The 18,389-nt window shown below is 73.3% G+C and carries 15 protein-coding genes; 7 read left to right on the top strand and 8 right to left on the bottom strand.

Annotated features, from left to right (window positions below; all coding sequences use genetic code 11):
- Positions 1 to 129: 129 nt before the first annotated feature.
- Genes whiA through uvrC form a run of 4 tightly spaced genes read right to left on the bottom strand, consistent with a single transcriptional unit; the run spans position 130 to position 5,454 of the window.
- On the bottom strand, positions 130 to 1,119 hold the full coding sequence (whiA, locus tag Sdagh_RS00275; protein ID WP_189423611.1) for a DNA-binding protein WhiA: 990 nt from the start codon (positions 1,117 to 1,119) through the stop codon (positions 130 to 132).
- A complete protein-coding gene (locus tag Sdagh_RS00270) occupies positions 1,110 to 2,204 on the bottom strand; it encodes a gluconeogenesis factor YvcK family protein (protein WP_189423613.1) in 1,095 nt (364 codons plus the stop codon). Before Sdagh_RS00270 ends, whiA begins: the two co-directional genes overlap by 10 nt.
- Entirely contained in the window at positions 2,201 to 3,274 is a 1,074-nt protein-coding gene (rapZ, locus tag Sdagh_RS00265) for an RNase adapter RapZ (protein WP_190078263.1), read from the bottom strand. The genes Sdagh_RS00270 and rapZ overlap by 4 nt, the downstream gene beginning before the upstream one ends.
- Positions 3,271 to 5,454 carry an excinuclease ABC subunit UvrC gene (gene uvrC / locus Sdagh_RS00260; RefSeq protein WP_189423618.1) on the bottom strand — a complete coding sequence of 728 codons (2,184 nt, stop codon included), beginning with the start codon at positions 5,452 to 5,454 and terminating at the stop codon, positions 3,271 to 3,273. The genes rapZ and uvrC overlap by 4 nt, the downstream gene beginning before the upstream one ends.
- Positions 5,455 to 5,803: 349 nt before the next feature.
- On the opposite strand from uvrC, the gene Sdagh_RS00255 reads away from it, so the two are divergent.
- Positions 5,804 to 6,892, top strand: a complete 1,089-nt coding sequence (locus Sdagh_RS00255) for a hypothetical protein (protein WP_226534397.1) — start codon at positions 5,804 to 5,806, stop codon at positions 6,890 to 6,892.
- Between the two features lie 125 nt (positions 6,893 to 7,017).
- Here the strand turns inward: Sdagh_RS00255 and Sdagh_RS00250 are convergent, their stop codons facing one another.
- Positions 7,018 to 7,446, bottom strand: a complete 429-nt coding sequence (locus tag Sdagh_RS00250) for a QcrA and Rieske domain-containing protein (RefSeq protein WP_189423627.1) — start codon at positions 7,444 to 7,446, stop codon at positions 7,018 to 7,020.
- 287 nt (positions 7,447 to 7,733) lie between these two features.
- Here Sdagh_RS00250 and Sdagh_RS00245 point away from each other — a divergent pair, with 287 nt between their 5' ends.
- Both Sdagh_RS00245 and Sdagh_RS00240 read left to right on the top strand, forming a co-directional pair.
- The gene (locus Sdagh_RS00245; RefSeq protein WP_189423629.1) at positions 7,734 to 8,798 is read left to right on the top strand and encodes a LacI family DNA-binding transcriptional regulator; all 1,065 of its coding nucleotides are present in this window, start codon (positions 7,734 to 7,736) and stop codon (positions 8,796 to 8,798) included.
- Positions 8,795 to 9,700, top strand: coding sequence for a carbohydrate kinase family protein (locus Sdagh_RS00240; RefSeq protein ID WP_190078262.1), 906 nt, complete (start codon positions 8,795 to 8,797; stop codon positions 9,698 to 9,700). The genes Sdagh_RS00245 and Sdagh_RS00240 overlap by 4 nt, the downstream gene beginning before the upstream one ends.
- Positions 9,701 to 9,718: 18 nt before the next feature.
- On the opposite strand, the gene Sdagh_RS00235 is transcribed toward Sdagh_RS00240, so the two are convergent.
- Entirely contained in the window at positions 9,719 to 10,585 is an 867-nt protein-coding gene (locus Sdagh_RS00235; RefSeq protein ID WP_190012058.1) for a helix-turn-helix domain-containing protein, read from the bottom strand.
- 102 nt (positions 10,586 to 10,687) lie between these two features.
- Here Sdagh_RS00235 and Sdagh_RS00230 point away from each other — a divergent pair, with 102 nt between their 5' ends.
- Entirely contained in the window at positions 10,688 to 11,254 is a 567-nt protein-coding gene (locus Sdagh_RS00230; RefSeq protein WP_190078261.1) for a YceI family protein, read from the top strand.
- Between the two features lie 100 nt (positions 11,255 to 11,354).
- On the opposite strand, the gene uvrA is transcribed toward Sdagh_RS00230, so the two are convergent.
- On the bottom strand, positions 11,355 to 14,369 hold the full coding sequence (uvrA, locus tag Sdagh_RS00225) for an excinuclease ABC subunit UvrA (RefSeq protein WP_189423638.1): 3,015 nt from the start codon (positions 14,367 to 14,369) through the stop codon (positions 11,355 to 11,357).
- A 223-nt stretch (positions 14,370 to 14,592) separates the two neighbouring features.
- On the opposite strand from uvrA, the gene Sdagh_RS00220 reads away from it, so the two are divergent.
- A complete protein-coding gene (locus tag Sdagh_RS00220; protein ID WP_189423640.1) occupies positions 14,593 to 15,279 on the top strand; it encodes a maleylpyruvate isomerase family mycothiol-dependent enzyme in 687 nt (228 codons plus the stop codon).
- A 50-nt stretch (positions 15,280 to 15,329) separates the two neighbouring features.
- Positions 15,330 to 15,986, top strand: a complete 657-nt coding sequence (locus tag Sdagh_RS00215) for an MBL fold metallo-hydrolase (RefSeq protein ID WP_189423642.1) — start codon at positions 15,330 to 15,332, stop codon at positions 15,984 to 15,986.
- Between the two features lie 345 nt (positions 15,987 to 16,331).
- Here the strand turns inward: Sdagh_RS00215 and aroQ are convergent, their stop codons facing one another.
- Complete coding sequence (gene aroQ, locus Sdagh_RS00210; protein WP_189423644.1) at positions 16,332 to 16,805, bottom strand: type II 3-dehydroquinate dehydratase; 474 nt, start codon at positions 16,803 to 16,805, stop codon at positions 16,332 to 16,334.
- Between the two features lie 184 nt (positions 16,806 to 16,989).
- On the opposite strand from aroQ, the gene Sdagh_RS00205 reads away from it, so the two are divergent.
- A complete protein-coding gene (locus Sdagh_RS00205) occupies positions 16,990 to 18,261 on the top strand; it encodes an MFS transporter (protein ID WP_190078269.1) in 1,272 nt (423 codons plus the stop codon).
- Positions 18,262 to 18,389 lie beyond the last annotated feature (128 nt).

Raw genomic sequence — 18,389 nt, 5'->3', positions numbered from 1 at the left:
GGCGAACAGGTTGCCAGGCTCATGACACTCGAAGATCGAGTCAAGAGCGCGGCCACGACACGCGGAAGCCGGTGCCGGCCACCCGTGTGGGGGCGGCCGGCACCGGCTGCGCGCGGTGCGCGGGGCGGGTCAGCCCGCGAGGTTGTCCGCCAGGTCGTCGGAGAGATTGGCCTCCGTGCCCGGGATGCCGAGGTCGGCGGCGCGCTTGTCGGCCATCGCCAGCAGCCGGCGGATACGCCCGGCGACCGCGTCCTTGGTCAGCGGCGGGTCGGCGAGCGCGCCCAGCTCCTCCAGGGACGCCTGCTTGTGCTCCATGCGCAGCCGGCCCGCGGCGGCGAGGTGCTCGGGGACGTCGTCGGCGAGGATCTCCAGCGCGCGCTGCACACGGGCGCCGGCGGCGACCGCCGCGCGGGCGGAACGGCGCAGGTTGGCGTCGTCGAAGTTGGCCAGCCGGTTGGCGGTGGCGCGGACCTCGCGGCGCAGCCGGCGCTCCTCCCAGGCCAGTACCGAGTCGTGGGCGCCGAGCCGGGTGAGCAGCGCGCCGATCGCGTCGCCGTCGCGGACGACGACCCGGTCCACGCCGCGCACCTCGCGGGCCTTGGCTGCGATCGACAGCCGGCGGGCGGCGCCGACCAGGGCGAGCGCGGCCTCGGGACCCGGGCAGGTCACCTCCAGGGAGGAGGACCGGCCCGGCTCGGTGAGCGAACCGTGCGCCAGGAACGCCCCGCGCCAGGCGGCCTCCGCGTCGCAGGTGGCCCCCGAGACCACCTGCGGGGGAAGTCCGCGGATCGGGCGGCCCCGGCCGTCGACCAGGCCGGTCTGCCGGGCCAGCTGGTCACCGCCGGCGACGACCCGGACGACGTAACGGGAGCCGCGGCGCAGTCCGCCCGGGGCCATCACGATCAGCTCCGAGCTGTGGCCGAAGATCTCCAGGATGTCCCGCTTCAGCCGACGGGCCGCGTTCGAGGTGTCCAGCTCCGCCTCGATCACGATGCGCCCGCTCACCAGGTGGAGGCCGCCGGCGAACCGCAGGATGGCCGAGACCTCCGCCTTTCTGCAGCAGGTCCGGGTGACGGGAAGCCGGGAGACTTCATCCTTCACCGCTGCCGTCATCGCCATGGGCCGATCCTTCCATGCATCCGAAAAATACGGTCGTACGCGGCGGCCAGCAGCTCCGGGTCGTGCCTCGGGGTCCCGTCGGTCCGGGCGACCGGAGCCAGCTCGACCGCGGCGCCGAACCGTTTCGCGGCTTCGGTGAGCGAGTCACGGTCGGGCACGGCGGCCTCGTCGGCCAGCACCACGTCCAGGGCGAGTTTAGGGGCGTGTCGTCCCAAAACCTCCAAATGACGCTGCGGGGAGAAGCCCTCGGTTTCTCCGGGCTGCGGCGCGAGGTTCAGGGAGAGCACCCGGCGGGCCTTGGTCTCGGTGAGCGCGTCCAGCAGATCGGGCACCAGGAGGTGCGGGATGACCGAGGAGAACCAGGAGCCGGGGCCGAGCACCACCCAGTCGGCGTCGAGGACCGCGTCCACCGCCTCCGGGACGGCGGGCGGGTCGGCCGGCACCAGGTGCACCGACTGCACCTCGCCCGGGGTGAGCGCGACGGTCGCCTGGCCGCGGACGGTGTCCACGTCCTCGGGCCGGTCCGGGTCGTGTCCCTTGACCAGGGCCTGCAACTCCAGCGGAACGGCGGACATGGGCAGCACCCGGCCGTGCGCGCCGAGCAGCTTGCCGACCAGGTCCAGGGCCATGACGTGGTCGCCGAGCTGTTCCCACAGGGCGACGATCAGCAGATTGCCGACCGCGTGTTCGTGCAGGTCGCCCTTGGACTGGAAGCGGTGCTGGATGACACGGGCCCAGGTCTGGCCCCAGTCGTCGTCGCCGCACAGCGCGGCCAGCGCCTTGCGCAGGTCGCCGGGGGGCAGCACGCCCAGCTCGTCCCGGAGGCGTCCGCTGGAGCCGCCGTCGTCGGCGACCGTGACGACGGCGGTGAGGGCGCCGGTGATCCGGCGCAGCGCGGCGAGCGAGGCGGACAGGCCCATGCCGCCGCCGAGGGCGACGACCTTGGGCTGGGCGCCCCGGCGGCGCGGCTTGCCGCCCCGGGCCTCGGCGGGGCGCCGGGCCTCGGCGGGGCGGCCGGCCCGGCCCTCGGGCAGCGCGCGGCCCAGCCTGCCCAGCCTGCTCAGCCGCGGAGTACGTGCTGTCATTCGCGTCCCATGTCCCGGTGCACGACCACCGTCTCCACGCCCTCGGCGGCGAGCCGGGCGGCGAGCTTCTCCGACATGGCGACGGAACGGTGCTTGCCGCCGGTGCAGCCGACGGCGATCGTCACATAGCGCTTGCCCTCCCGACGGTAGCCCGCGGCGATCAGCTGGAGCAGCTCGGCGTAGCGGTCCAGGAACTCCTTGGCCCCCGGCTGGTTGAGGACGTACGACGCCACCTCCTCGTTCAGGCCGGTGAAGGGGCGCAGCTCCGGGACCCAGTGCGGGTTGGGCAGGAAGCGCATGTCCGCCACCAGGTCGGCGTCGACCGGCAGGCCGTACTTGAAGCCGAACGACATGACGGTGGCCCGCAGCTCGGGCTCCTCCTCGCCGGCGAACTGGGCGTCCATCTTGGCGCGCAGCTCGTGCACGTTGAGGCTGGAGGTGTCGATCACCAGGTCGGCGTCGCCGCGCAGCTCGCGCAGCAGCTCGCGTTCGGCGGCGATGCCGTCCACGATGCGGCCGTCGCCCTGGAGGGGGTGCGGGCGGCGCACCGACTCGAAGCGGCGCACCAGGGCCTCGTCGGAGGACTCCAGGAAGACGATGCGCCGGGTGACGCCGCGGGCGTCGAGGTCGGCCAGGGATTCGCGGAGGTTGTCGAAGAACCGGCGGCCGCGCACGTCGACGACGACCGCGATCCGGGCCACGTTGCCCTGGGAGCGGGCGCCCAGCTCGACCATGGTGGGGATCAGCGCGGGCGGCAGGTTGTCCACGACGAACCAGCCGAGGTCCTCCAGGCACTTGGCGGCCGTCGACCGGCCGGCTCCGGACATGCCGGAGATGATCACCAGCTCGGGGATGGCCGTGTCGGGTACCCCGGCCGGCTCGCTGCCCGTACTCACCTGTGCTCCGTTATCGTCGCCCGCGCCGCGCTCGTGGTCCGCGGCGGGTCCGTCGTGGCTGTCGTGGCCCTGGGGGTCGTGGGGTTCGTGCTCCAGGTGATCTTCGCGCGTCTTGTTGTGCGCCGCCTGGCCGTCCGCTGGGTCTTCCGCCTGGCGTGGATTGCGCTCGCTCATGTCTCCTGCCCCCGTCGTTCGTCCGGGAGGCCCGCGGTCACGGGCTCCCCCGGGGTGTCCGCGGTCGTCCCGGACGCCCCGGACGTCGTGTCCTCGTCATCCATGATCTCTCCGGTCGCCGTGTTCACGGCGGGCGCGGCCGGGGCCGCGGCGGCGAGTGCCGCCGCGACGGTCTCGGCCGTCTTGCGGCCTATGCCGGGTACTTCGCAGATCTGGTCGATGGTCGCGGACCGCAGTTTCTTCAGCGATCCGAAATGCTTGACCAACGCCTGCTTACGGGTCTCGCCCAGCCCCGGTACGTCGTCCAGGGGGCTCGCGCGGAAGCGCTTGGCGCGCTTGGCGCGCTGGTAGGTGATGGCGAAGCGGTGCGCCTCGTCCCGGACCCGCTGGAGCAGGTAGAGGCCCTCGCTGGTGCGGGGCAGGACCACCGGGTCGTCCTCGCCCGGCAGCCAGACCTCCTCCAGCCGCTTGGCCAGGCCGCACACGGCGATGTCGTCGATGCCCAGCTCGTCCAGGGCCCGCTGGGCCGCGGCGACCTGGGGCTGCCCGCCGTCGACGACGACGAGCTGCGGCGGGTAGGCGAAGCGCTTGGGGCGTCCGTCGTCGTCCTTCAGGCCCTGACCGGGCTGGACCGGCTGCCCGTCGGCAAGGATCTCGCCGTCCGGCACGGCCGAGGGCGCGGGCCGGGGCGCACCGTCCGGCGCGGCCTCCGGAGCCGGCCGGGAGACACCGTCCGCGGGCTCTCCGGCCGCGGACTCCTCGGACCACTCGCCGGTCCGCTCCTTCTCCGCGAGATAGCGCCGGAAACGCCGGGTGATCACCTCGTGCATGGAGCGGACGTCGTCCTGCCCCCGGAAACCCTTGATCTGGAACCGGCGGTACTCGCCCTTGCGGGCGAGCCCGTCCTCGAAGACGACCATGGACGCCACCACGTCGTCGCCCTGGAGGTGGGAGATGTCGTAGCACTCGATCCGCAGGGGGGCGCTGTCCAGGCCGAGGGCCTCGGCGATCTCCTCCAGGGCGCGCGACCGCGTGGTCAGGTCGGAGGCGCGCCTGGTCTTGTGCAGGACCAGGGACTGCTGGGCGTTGCGCTGCACCGTCTCCATCAGGGCCCGCTTGTCACCGCGCTGCGGGATGCGCAGGGAGACGGCGGAGCCGCGCCGCCCGGTGAGCCACTCCTGGACCGGCTCCAGCGGCTCGGGCAGGGCCGGGACCAGCACCTCCTTGGGGACCGCGTCGCCGGTCTCCTCGCCGTACAGCTGCTGCAGCGCGTGCTCGACGAGGGCGCCGGTGGTGATCTCCTCGACCTTGTCCGTCACCCAGCCGCGCTGGCCGCGCACGCGTCCGCCGCGCACGTGGAAGATCTGGACGGCCGCCTCCAGCTCGTCCTCGGCGACCGCGATCAGGTCGGCGTCGGTCGCGTCGGCGAGCACGACCGCGTTCTTCTCCATGGCCTTCTTCAGGGCTCCGATGTCGTCGCGCAGGCGGGCCGCCCGCTCGTACTCCATCTCCTCGGCCGCCTCGGCCATCCGCTTCTCCAGGCGGCGCAGATAGGTGCCGGTGCGCCCGGCCATGAAGTCGCAGAACTCCTCCGCCAGCTCCCGGTGGTCCTCGGCCGAGATCCGCTCGACGCAGGGCGCCGAGCACTTGCCGATGTAGCCGAGGAGGCAGGGACGGCCGGTGCGGGCGGCGTTCTTGAAGACACCGGCCGAGCAGGTGCGCACCGGGAAGACGCGCAGCAGGAGGTCGACCGTGTCACGGATCGCCCACGCGTGCGCGTACGGCCCGAAGTAGCGCACGCCCTTCTTCTTGTGGCCGCGCATCACCTGGACGCGGGGGAACTCCTCGTTCATGGTCACCGCGAGGTACGGGTAGCTCTTGTCGTCGCGGTACTTGACGTTGAACCGGGGGTCGTACTCCTTGATCCAGGAGTACTCCAGCTGAAGCGCCTCGACCTCCGTGGACACCACCGTCCACTCCACGGACGCCGCCGTGGTGACCATGGAGCGGGTGCGGGGGTGCAGGTTCGCCAGGTCCTGGAAGTAGTTGGCCAGGCGCTGGCGCAGGCTTTTCGCCTTTCCGACGTAGATCACCCTGCGGTGCTCGTCACGGAACCTGTACACCCCGGGCGAGTCCGGGATCTGCCCCGGGCTGGGGCGGTAGCTGGAGGGGTCGGCCATGACTCACACCCTACTGGCGAGCACCGACAGACCGACGGGCCTGTGGACGACGTGCCGGAGGCCCGCCCGCGGGTCGGCCCGCGGGTCCGTGAGGCCGCGTCGGCCGGGCGCCGTCCCCCCGCCCGCCCGCACCGGGCGGCGTTCGGTCGCCGTACGGGCACGGACGGGCGGCTTCCGGCCGCTGTTCGGTCCCGGGTGTTGTCGGGACTTGGCCAACGCGCTTCAATGCGGGGAACTCCGGGCCCTGCCGCACGCTCGGGCGGGCGCGCCGCCGCACCGGAGCGGCCCGTGCCGATGCCGCGCCGGACGGCCGACCAGTCGTGGGGAACCGTCACAGAGAGGCTTCTGCATGCCGCACGCCACCCAGCACGCGGACGCCACCGGGTACGCCTGTGCCGCCGAGGGCGTGGCCCCCTCCCGGCGCGCCGATGCCCGCGAGGCCGATGTCTCCGGGCGCGTGGATGTCTCCCGGCGCGCGGACGCCTCCCGGCGTGCGGACGCCTCCGAGAACGGGGACGCGGCCGGGCACGGCGACGACGCCTGCCCCGTGGAGCTGGACTCCGCGCTGCGCGGTGGCCCCTTCCATGTCGCGCTGCGGGCCGCGATCGCCGCCCGGGGGCTGCCGCTGCAACGGGTGCAGCACCATCTGACGCGCCACGGCGTCAAGGTCGGCGTCACCAGCCTGAGCTACTGGCAGCAGGGGGCGCGGCGCCCCCAGCGCCCGGAGTCGCTGCGGGCCGTGCGCGCCCTGGAGGAGATCCTCCGGCTGCCGGCCGAGTCGCTGCTCAGGCTCCTCGCCGAGAGCGCGGAGTCGGCGTCGGCGCGGTACGCGCGCGTGAAGGACTCCGGCGTACTGGGCCGGCTGCTGGCCGAGCTGGACCAGTCGCCGGACGGCGGACTGGAGGCCCTCGGGCACCAGGAGCGCGTGCGGATCGGGGCCCGCCGCGAACTGTCGGGCCGCGAGGAGCAGCACATCGTCCGCGCCCGCCGGGACGGCGTCGACCGCTTCGTGGCCGTCCACCACGGAGACCCCGGCTGCGTCCCGGAGCGGATGACCGTGCACGCGCTGGAGAATTGCCGCACCGGACGCGTCCGGCGGCACCACGACACGGGCGTCCTGGTGGCAGAGCTGCTCTTCGACACCCGGCTGCGGGCCGGTGACACCTGCCTCTTCCGGTACGCCGTCGAGGACGGCACGGCGGACCTCACGCGCGAGTACGCGCGGCTCTTCGACACTGTGGGCGGCCAGTACGCGCTCCAGGTCAGGTTCGACCCGTCCGCCCTCCCGGCGCGCTGCCACCGCTTCGCCCAGCCCTCACCGGCCGGCCCGCGCGCCGGACGCCGTGACCTGCCCCTCAGCCAGCGGCACCACGCGGTCCACCTGGTGGAGCCCCGGGTACGGCCCGGCGTCGTGGGCATCGGCTGGGACTGGCCGTGACGGGCACGGAGGGAGCAGCCGGACCGGGCCCCGGCCGGAGCACGTTCCCCCCGCCCTCGCGGAGCCTGCCGTGACCGGCCGGGCGGCCAGCTGAGCCGGACGGGCCGGGCGGTCGAGGCCGCGCGTCAGGCGCCCGGCCCCGCCACGATGCGGCCGTCGCGGGCCCCGACCGACAACTGCTCCAGGGGCTGAGTGGCCGGGGCGTGCAGCACCTCGCCGGTGCGGGCATCGAACGCGCTGCCGTGGCAGGGGCAGACCAGCCGGTTCTTCTCCTCCAGGCGGTCGATCGCGCATCCCGCGTGGGTGCAGACCGTGCTGAACGCCTTCAGGGAGCCGTCCTCGGCCCTCCCGACCACCACGTTGTGCTCCCGGTACAGCTTGATACTCCCCCGGGCCACGTCGCTCTCGGCTCCGAGGTCGACGGGCGCGGTCGGCGCCGCCGCGACGCCGCTCTCGCCGCCCGGCCCGCAGGCGGCCGCGCCCAGTGCGGTGACGGACACGGCGGCAGCCGAGCACAGGAGGGTACGACGGCTCGGAACGGGGCGGCCGGACATGATGTCTCCACTGGTCAGGTGCGGGGTACGGGCACGGGCATGGGCACGGGCACGGGCACGGGCACGGGCACGGGCACGGGCACGATACCGATCGCGCCGGGGAGGAAGACGGCCGGGCGGTGGCCCCGTCTCCGGGCTCACGTGCGTAATCGCTTGCGTAAACGCTTACGCAAGCGTTTACGCGTGCCCCGCGATGGGATACCCTCCCTCCCGCCGCCGAGCGCCGACGACTACCGACGACCGCCGGCGCCGGTCGGCAGGGCGAGGGTCCGGGAGGGAGTACGCCGATGGCGACGATGGCCGATGTCGCGCGGAGCGCCGGGGTCTCCGTCGCGACCGTCTCGCACGTCCTGAACGGCACCCGGCCGGTGCTGCCGCACACCCGGCAGGCGGTCCTGGACGCCGTCGAGGAACTGGCGTACGCCCCCAACGCCCTCGCGCGGTCGCTGGTGACCGCGCGGACCCGGTCCCTCGGGCTCGCGGTCTCCGCGATCAGCAACCCCTACTTCACCGAGATCCTCCAGGGCGTGGAGGCCGCCGCCGTCCGCCAGGGTTTCGGCGTGCTCATCGCCGACCCTCGTGACGACCCCGACCACGAACTCCAGGTGGTCCGGCTCCTGCACGAACGCCGCGTGGACGGGGTGATCGTCGCCCCCTCGGCCGATCCGCGCGCCCTCGTCGCCCATCTCCGCAGGCACCGGGTGCCGACCGTGTTCCTCGACCGGCTCGTCGACGTCCCGCACGACGCTTCGCCGCGCTTCGACCAGGTCAGCGCCGCGGGCACGGAACCCACCGCCCGGCTGGTCCGGCACCTCGCCGAGCTGGGCCACCGGCGGATCGGCCTGGTGGCGGGCCGCCCCGGTTTCAGCACCACCCTCGAACGGACCGCCGGGTACCGCGAGGGCCTGGGGGCGGCCGGACTGCCGTACGACGACGCCCTCCTGGCGCACGGCGACTCCGAGTCGGCCGGTGCCGAACGCGCCACGGCCGGCCTGCTCTCCCTCCCCGCACCGCCCACCGCGCTGGTCACCGCCAACAACGCGATGACCCTCGGCGCGCTGCGCGCCCTGCGCGACCGCGGCCTCACCGTGCCCGGTGACGTCGCGCTGTGCTGCTTCGACGACTTTCCCTGGGCGGACCTGTTCACGCCCCGGCTCACCGCCGTCGCCCAGCCCGGCCGGGAGCTGGGCGCCCAGGCCGTCCGGCTGCTCCTGGAACGTCTCGCCGACCCGGATCTGCCCGCCAGGACCGTACGGCTGACCTGCACCCTGATGCACCGCACCTCGTGCGGCTGCCCCGGCCCGTCCGGGGACCCCGACCCATCCGAGGCCATGGAAAGGACCGCCCCGTGATCGTCGTCGCCGGTGAGGCACTGATCGACCTGGTACCGCAGAGCAGGGGCGCGCTGGCGGCGCTCACGCCGGCGCTCGGCGGCGGCCCGTACAACACTGCCGTGGCCCTGGGCCGCCTCGGTTCTCCCGTCGCCTTCTGCTCCCGGGTGTCGTACGACGCCTTCGGTGAGGCGCTGCTGGAGCGGCTGCGCGCGACGGGTGTGGACGTCGCCCCGGTGCAGCGCGGGAGCGAGCCGACGACGCTCGCCGTCGCCACGGTCGGCGCGGACGGTTCGGCGGCGTACTCCTTCTACGTGGAGGGCACCGCGGACCGGTTGTTCCGCGCGCCCGCCGAACTGCCGGACGGCACCCGGGCGGTCTCGTTCGGCACGTGTTCGCTGGTGCTGGAGCCGGGGGCGAGCGCGTACGAGGAACTGCTGCGCCGGTCGGCGGCGCGGGGCCTGTTCACGGCCCTGGACCCGAACATCCGGGCGGGACTCATCGCCGATCCGGACGCGTACCGGGTCCGGTTCAAGAGCTGGCTGCCGTCGGTGTCGTTGCTGAAGCTGTCCGAGGAGGACGCCGAGTGGCTGGGCGGCACGCCCCGCGAGTGGCTCGCGGCGGGTCCGGGGGCGGTCGTGGTCACCCGGGGCGGCGACGGGCTGACCGTCTTCACACGCGACGGGGGCGAGTACGCGGTGCCGGGCGAGCCGGTCGAGGTCGTGGACACGATCGGCGCCGGCGACACGGTGAACGCGGCGCTGCTGCACGGCCTCGCCGCCCGCGACGCGCTGCGCCCGGAGGCACTGGCCGCGCTGGGCCCGGACGGCTGGGCGGACCTGCTGGGTCTCGCGGCCCGCGCCGCCGCCGTGACCTGCTCACGGGCCGGCGCGGAACCTCCGTACGCGCACGAGCTGGACTGACCGGGCGGGCGGCCGGGTTCAGCCGGCCGCCGGTACGGCTCGCAGGGCGCCCGGACGGCGGCCGACGAGACGGTCCAGGGCGGCGGCCGTGGCACCGTCCGCGGGCAGGTGGACGGTGATCCACTGGCCGTCCTCCGGGAGCGCCAGCGTCTCGTGCAGCAGGTGCAGCGCGCCGGCCCGCGGGTGCCGCACGCGCCGGTTGCCGATCCGGCGCGGCGTCAGGGTGAGGTCGGCGAACCGGTCCGCGAACTCCGCGCCCGCCGTCACCGTCAGCTCGTCGGCCAGTTCCGTGACGTACGGGTCCCGCAGCGGCACGTCGTGCCGGAGCCGGGCGACCAGGTCGTCGGCCTCGTCGGCCCAGTCCGGGTAGGCCGCGCGGGACCGTTCGTCGGTGAAGACGTAGCGCAGCAGGTTCGGCCGCTCGCCGTCGAGCATCCCGAGGGGGCCGGCCAGCCGCTCGAAGCCCTGGTTGCGGGCGAGGACGTCACCGATCCAGTTCAGCGCGACCGCGGGGGTGGGCTCCAGGCGGTCCAGCACGGCCCGCACGGTGGGCCGCACCGTCCGGCTCAGCGGCGGAGCGGCGGCGCAGACCAGCGGGTCTTCGGCGCAGGCGCCCCGCTCGGTCAGCCGGCGCAGCAGTACGCGCTCGGCGAGGGACAGGTGCAGCGCGTCGGCGAGGGCGCCGAGGACCTGCGCGGACGGGTTGCGGTCCCGTCCCTGTTCGAGCCGGGTGAGGTACTCGACGCTGACGCCGGCGAGTGTGGCCAGCTCGGACCGGCGCAGGCCGGGGGTGCGGCGGCGGGGGCCGGCCGGCAGCCCGGCCTCGGCCGGGGTGACGGCTTCGCGCCGGCCGCGCAGGAATGTGCCCAGGTCGTTGTCGCTCACGGCCCGAACGTACCAACGCCCGGCCCGCGGAGGGTGGCCCTGCGACTACCACGCTCGGGCCGGTCTCCCTCGGGGGCCGTCGGCGGGCGCAGGGTGGTGGACATGACGAATGACACCTCGCTTGCCACGGTCTCCACCGCGCTGCCGATCGCCCCCGGACGGTGGGAGCTGGACCCGCTGCACTCCGCCGTCAACTTCTCCGTCCGGCACATGGGCATCGCCAAGGTGCGGGGACGTTTCAGCACGGTCCGGGCCGAGCTGTACGTCGGCCCCACGGCCGATGACGTCCGGGTGTCCGCGACCATCGACCTGGCCTCCATCGACACCGGCAACGCCGACCGGGACGCCCACGTCCGCGCCTCCGACCTGCTCGACGTGGCCGAGCGGCCGACCATGACGTACCGCTCGACCCGGGTGACCGGGGAGGGCGAGGACTGGACCATGGAGGGCGAGCTGACCATCGGGGACGTGACCCGTCCGGTGACACTCGCCGTGGAGTTCGGCGGGCTGGTGGAGATGCCGGTGGAGGGGGCCGGCCGGCACGCCGGGTTCGAGGCGAGGGGCGAGATCCGGCGGAGCGACTTCGGTCTCGGCTTCGCCCCGGGAGTGCTCGGGGACGTGGTGAAGATCCAGCTCGACATGCAGTTCGTGGAACCGCGGGACGCGTGAGGCGCGGATTCACGGGAGGGACCGGGTACGGCGACGCGCCGTGTCCCACGCGGTGTCGTGGGGCACGGCGCGTCGCCGTGACGGTGCCGGTGCGGGCGGGTCAGGACGTGCTGGTCCCGCTCGCCTTCCTGGCGGGGGCCTTCGCGGGAGCCTTCGCGGGGGTCTTGGCCACCGTCTTCTTGGCGGCCGTCTTCTTCGCCGCCGCCTTCCGGGGGGCCGCCTTCTTCGCCGCCGTACCGCGCGTGGCCTTCACCGGGGCCGCGTCGCTGATCCGGTCGGCGCCGAGGATGTCCCGCAGGAACTTGCCGGTGTGGCTGGCCGGAACGCTCGCGACCTGCTCCGGGGTGCCCTCGGCGACCACCAGGCCGCCGCCGGCGCCGCCCTCGGGACCCATGTCGACGACCCAGTCGGCGGTCTTGATCACGTCGAGGTTGTGCTCGATGACGATGACCGTGTTGCCCTTGTCGACCAGGCCGGACAGGACGGTCAGCAGCTTGCTGATGTCCTCGAAGTGCAGGCCGGTGGTCGGCTCGTCCAGGACGTAGACCGTACGGCCGGTGGAGCGTCGCTGCAGCTCGCTGGCGAGCTTGACGCGCTGGGCCTCGCCGCCGGAGAGCGTGGTCGCGGACTGGCCGAGCCGGACGTAGCCGAGGCCGACGTCCTTCAGCGTCTTCATGTGCCGGGCGATCGCGGGGACCGCCTCGAAGAAGTCGGTGGCCTCCTCGATCGGCATGTTCAGCACGTCGGCGATGGACTTGCCCTTGTAGTGGACCTCCAGGGTCTCCCGGTTGTACCGGGCGCCGTGGCAGACCTCGCAGGGGACGTAGACGTCCGGGAGGAAGTTCATCTCGATCTTGATGGTGCCGTCGCCGGCGCAGTTCTCGCAGCGGCCGCCCTTGACGTTGAAGGAGAACCGGCCGGGCAGATAGCCGCGGACCTTCGCCTCCGTCGTCTCGGCGAACAGCTTGCGGATGTGGTCGAAGACACCGGTGTACGTCGCCGGGTTGGACCGCGGGGTGCGGCCGATGGGCGACTGGTCGACGTGGACCACCTTGTCGACGAGGTCGTCGCCGTCCACACGCGTGTGCCGACCGGGCACGTTGCGGGCGCCGTTCAGCTCGCGGGCGAGGTGGGTGTACAGGATGTCGTTGACCAGCGTCGACTTGCCGGAGCCGGAGACTCCGGTGACGGCCGTGAAGACGCCGAGGGGGAAGGACACGTCGATGTCCCGCAGGTTGTTCTCGCGGGCGCCGTGCACGGTGAGCTTCCGGGACGGGTCGAGAGGACGCCGTACGTCGGGCAGCGGGATGGCCTTCTTGCCGGACAGGTAGAGACCGGTCTGCGACTCGGCGTTGTCGAGCAGTTCCTTGACGGAACCGCTGTGCACCACCTTGCCGCCGTGCTCACCGGCGCCGGGGCCGATGTCGACGATCCAGTCGGCGACCTTGATGGTGTCCTCGTCGTGCTCGACCACGATGAGCGTGTTGCCCATGTCGCGCAGGCGGACCAGGGTCTCGATCAGCCGGTGGTTGTCCCGCTGGTGCAGGCCGATGGACGGCTCGTCGAGGACGTAGAGCACGCCGACCAGGCCGGAGCCGATCTGGGTGGCCAGGCGGATGCGCTGGGCCTCGCCGCCGGAGAGGGTGCCGGCCGCGCGGTTGAGCGAGAGGTAGTCGAGGCCTACGTCGACCAGGAACCGGAGCCGCTCGTTGACCTCCTTGAGGACGCGCTCGGCGATCTTCTTGTCGCGGTCGCTGAGGGTCAGCTCGCCGAGGAAGTCCGCGCAGTCGCTGATGGACATCGCGGAGACCTCGGCGATGGACTTGCCCATGACCGTGACCGCGAGGATCAGCGGCTTGAGGCGGGTGCCCTCGCAGGTGGGGCAGGGCACCTCGCGCATATAACCCTCGAAGCGCTCCCGGCTGGAGTCGCTCTCGGCCTCGCTGTGCCGGCGCTTGACGAACGGGACGGCACCCTCGAACGCCGTGGTGTACCGGCGCTCGCGGCCGTACCGGTTGCGGTAGCGGACCTCGACCTGGGTCTTGTGGCCGTACAGCAGGGCCTTCTTGGCGCGCTGGGGCAGGCCGGCGAAGGGGATGTCCGTGCGGAAGCCCAGGGCGTCGGCGAGGGCGCCGATCAGGCGGGCGAAGTAGTCCTTGGTGTGCCCGTGCGACCAGGGGTGGATGGCACCCTCGTCCAGGGACTTGTCCGGGTCCGGGACGATCAGCTCGGCGTCGACCTCCATGCGCGTGCCGATGCCGGTGCAGTCGGGGCAGGCGCCGAAGGGCGAGTTGAACGAGAAGGAGCGGGGCTCCAGCTCCTCGAAGGACAGGTCGTCGTACGGGCAGTACAGGTGCTCCGAGAACATGCGCTCGCGCTCGGGGTCGTCCTCGGGGAGGTCGACGAAGTCGAGCACGACCATGCCGCCGGACAGACCGAGCGCGGTCTCGACCGAGTCGGTGAGGCGGCGCTTGGCGGAGTCCTTGACGGTGAGGCGGTCGATGACCACCTCGATGGTGTGCTTCTCCTGCTTCTTCAGCGTGGGCGGGGTGGCGAGCTGGATGGTCTCGCCGTCCACCCGCGCGCGGGAGTAGCCCTTGGTCTGGAGGTCGGCGAAGAGGTCGACGAACTCGCCCTTGCGCTCGCGCACCAGCGGCGACAGCACCTGGAAGCGACTGCCCTCCGGCAGCTCCAGCACGCGGTCGACGATGGCCTGAGGCGACTGGCGGGAGATCGGCCGGCCGCACTCGGGGCAGTGGGGCTTGCCGATGCGCGCGAAGAGCAGGCGCAGGTAGTCGTAGACCTCGGTGATGGTGCCGACCGTGGAGCGCGGGTTGCGCGAGGTCGACTTCTGGTCGATGGAGACCGCCGGGGAGAGGCCCTCGATGAAGTCGACGTCCGGCTTGTCCATCTGGCCGAGGAACTGCCGGGCGTACGAGGAGAGGGACTCCACGTAGCGCCGCTGGCCCTCGGCGAAGATCGTGTCGAAGGCCAGGGAGGACTTGCCCGACCCGGACAAACCCGTGAAGACGATGAGCGAGTCACGCGGCAGGTCGAGCGAGACGTTCTTCAGGTTGTGCTCGCGCGCGCCACGGACGATGAGACGGTCGGCCACGCCGGTCCGCACCTTTCTTGAGAGAAGTGACAGGGGCGGGGCCCCCGTCCTTCTCAGACTAGGGGGAGCCACTGACAACGCCGGTCGGATTCACGGGTTGTCAACAAACCCCGGCTCTCCAGCATGCCCGACGCCGCTCCCGACCATATAGCACGTGCATTCGATTTACGGACGCGGTCCGTCGCCTTCACCCGAAGGGGTGACGCGGTCTAGGGTCGGCGGCATGATGGATCACGCGCATGACCTGGCGTCTGTACGTGACGCTACCGACCGGCTGCTCAGCGCGGTCGGTGAACTGGACAACGCGTCCGTGACGAAGCAGTCACGCCTGCCCGGCTGGACCGTGGGCCATGTCCTGGCCCACCTGGCCCGCAACGCGGACGCGCTCGTCAACGTCCTCGAAGGGCGGCCCATGTACGCAGGCGCCGAGGCCCGGGACGCCGACATCGAGCGGGACGCCCCGCGCCCCCTCGCGGCGCACCTCGACGACGTCCGCGAGAGCGCGGCCCGGTTCCAGCGGGCGGCGGCCGTACCGGCGGACTGGTCGCGCACCGTGGTGCTGCGCAACGGGGTCACCGACTCGGCCTCGGCGCTGCCGTTCCGCCGGTGGGCCGAGGTCGCGCTGCACCACGTGGACCTCGGCATCGGCCACGAGCTGGAGGACCTGCCCGCGGACTTCACCGAGCGGGAGACCGGCTTCCTCGCCGACCGGTTCGCCGGGCACCCGGAGGTGGCGCCGACGCGCCTCACGGACGGCACGCGCGCGTGGCGCACGGGACGGGAGGCCCAGGAACCCGAGATCACGGTCACGGGTGCCCCGGCCGACCTGCTCGGCTGGCTCTCCGGCCGCCGCGGCGGCTCGGGCCTCACCGTGACCGGCGGCCCGCTCCCGGCGCTCCCGCCGCTGTAGCCCCGCTCGCGGGTCCCCGGCCGCACCTGGCCGCCAGTAGGCTGACCGCCATGACGTACAGCGGAGAGGTGAGGGTCGGCGGACCCGCCGACGTGCACGAACTCAAGGACCTGATGATCACCAAGGTCGCGGTCGGCCCCATGGACAACAACGCCTATCTGCTGCGCTGCCGGGCCACCGACGAGCAGTTGCTGATCGACGCCGCGAACGACGCGGAGACGCTGCTCGGCACCATCGGCGCCGACGGCATCGCCTCCGTCGTCACCACCCACCGGCACGCCGACCACTGGCAGGCACTGGCCGAGGTGGTCGCCGCCACGGGCGCCCGCACGTACGCCGGGCGGCACGACGCCGGGGGCATCCCCGTCCCCACCCACGTGCCGCTGGACGACGGCGACACCGTCCGGGTGGGGCGCGTACGGCTCACCGCGCGCCACCTCGTCGGGCACACGCCGGGCTCGGTCGTCCTGGTCTACGACGACCCGCACGGGCACCCGCACGTGTTCACCGGGGACTGCCTCTTCCCGGGCGGGGTGGGCAACACCCGCAAGGACCCGGAGGCGTTCGCGAGCCTGATCCACGACGTGGAGACGAAGATCTTCGAGCCGCTGCCGGACGAGACCTGGGTCTATCCCGGCCACGGCAACGACACCACGCTCGGCGCGGAACGCCCGCACCTGCCGGAGTGGCGCGCCCGCGGGTGGTGAGCACCGCGAGGGCCGGCGCCGGCTGCCTGAGCGGGCGCCCGGGAGCGCCCCGGGGTGGCGGGCGGGGCGCCGGGCAGGAGGTGTCCGGCACCGGAGCGTCGGGCTTCGGGGGCGGCTCGACCGGCACGTGCACCTGTCCCTGTGAGGCGTGCCGCGCCGGGCGTGGGCGCCGCGCGCGCCCCGTGTGAATCCTCCGCACGCAGCGGCCTCGTACGCGCGCTCCCGGCGTGCGCCACCGCGCGGTGAACTGGTGCCGCCCCACGCGGGAGGACCGTCTCCCGTGTGATCCGGGCCGTCGGCCTCTTCCCCGTTCCCTTCCCGCCCCGGGCCGGCGGCCCGGCGGGCTCAGGCCCGGGTCCGGCCCGTCCCGGCCAGCGCGACGATCCGCTCGACACCGAACACGTACCCCTGCACACCGCATCCCGCGATGACGGCGTCGGCGCGCTGCGACACGTAGGAGTGGTGCCGGAACGGCTCGCGCTGATGGATGTTGGAGATGTGCACCTCCACCACCGGCAGGCCGTCGCAGGTGTTGAGCGCGTCCAGGATCGCGACGGAGGTGTGCGAGTAGGCGGCCGGGTTGATCACGATCCCGCAGTGGTTCTGCCGGGCCTCGTGGATCCAGTCGACCAGTTCGCCCTCGTGGTTGGACTGCCGGAAGTCCACCGCGCCGCCGTGCGCGTCCGCCGTCCTGACGCACAGCGCCTCGATGTCCGCCAGCGTGTCGGACCCGTAGATCTCCGGCTGCCGCTGACCGAGGAGGTTCAGGTTGGGGCCGTTGAGGATCATGATCGGGGCGTTGGCCAGGGTGCGGGGCACGGTTCCTCCGGTCCGTCGGGTGGTGCGGTCGTGGGACCGCCGTCGGCCCCGGTCTATCACGGCGTCCGCCCGGCGCGTCATCGTCGTCCACCGCCCCGCATGCCCCCTGAGCGCCCCGTAACCACTGGTCACCGAGGGTGGTTGGCGCAGCATGCACGACGTACGCGCCGTGAAGGCGCCCTCCATGCCGCGACTGGCCACCGCCGCGCTCGCCGGCACCGCGATCGAGTTCTACGACTTCTTCGTCTACGGCACCGCGGCGGCCCTGGTCCTCGGCCCGCTGTTCTTCCCGACCGTCTCCCCGCTGGCGGGCACCCTGGCCGCCTTCGGCACGTTCGGGGTCGGGTTCGTGGCCCGGCCGCTGGGGTCGGTGCTGTTCGGGCACATCGGGGACCGGCACGGGCGACGGCCGGTCCTCGTCCTGTCACTGCTGCTGACCGGGGCGGCCACGGTCGCGGTCGGCTGTGTGCCGACGTACGGCTCCATCGGGGTGGCGGCTCCCCTGCTCCTCATCGCGCTGCGCTTCCTGCAAGGGCTGGGGCTGGGCGGGGAGTGGGGCGGCGCCGTGCTGCTGACGGCGGAGCACGCCCCGGCCGAACGGCGCGCGCTGTGGTCGAGCTTTCCGCAGGTCGGGCCCGCGCTGGGGTTCCTGCTCGCCAACGGTGTGGTGCTGGCGCTCTCCGCGTCGCTGTCCGAGGCGCAGTTCGCGCAGTGGGGGTGGCGGGTGCCGTTCTGGGCGGCGGGTGTGCTGGCCCTGGTCGGGCTGTGGCTGCGGGCGTCGCTCGCGGAGAGCCCCCGCTTCCTGGAGATGGAGGACCGCGCCCGGGTCCCGATCGCCGAGGTGCTGCGCGACCACTGGCGGCTGGTCCTGCTGACCGGTGGCGCGCTGGCGGTCGGGTACGCCCTCTTCTACGCCGTCTCGACCTGGTCCCTCTCGTACGGGACGGAGCGGCTCGGCGTGGACCGGAGCGTGATGCTGGTCTGCGTCATGGCGGCGGTCGTGGTGAAAGGCGCGCTCACGCCGGTGTTCGCGCTGCTCAGCGACCGCTACGGGCGGCGCCCGCTGTGTCTGGGCGGGTGTGCGGCGGCGGCCGTGTGGATGTTCCCGATGGTGGCGCTCCTGGCGACCGGCGCGCCGCTGCTGATGTTCCTGGGCTTCCTGGGGGCGATGCTGGCGTTCATCACGATGTTCTCGGTGGTCGCCGCGTATCTGCCGGAACTGTACGAGCCCCGGGTGCGGTGCACGGGGGCCGCGGTCGGCTACAACCTCGGGGGCGTCATCGGGGGCGCTCTCACCCCTGTCGTGGCGACGGCTCTGGCGGAGCAGGGGGGTCGCGTGCCCTGGGCCGTGGGCGCGTATCTGACGCTGATCGCCCTGCTCAGCCTCGGATGCTTCGCGCTGTTGCCGGAGACGCGTCCGGTACCGGCGGCGGTCGCGGAGCCTGTCTCGGGCTGACCGAGTGCGCCGGGGGGCTGACTGCCCGGGGACAGCCGGGGTCGATCAGGAAAGCGGGCGGGGTCGGCTGGGGTCGGTCGGGGGGCGGCTGAGGGATGGTCCCGGTGGACCGGTGCCGGTCGGGGGTG

Source organism: Streptomyces daghestanicus, assembly GCF_020521275.1.
Taxonomy (GTDB): Bacteria; Actinomycetota; Actinomycetes; order Streptomycetales; family Streptomycetaceae; genus Streptomyces; species Streptomyces griseoviridis.
The sequence above is the reverse complement of the archived record's forward strand: the minus strand, read 5'-3'. Positions and strand labels throughout refer to the sequence as shown.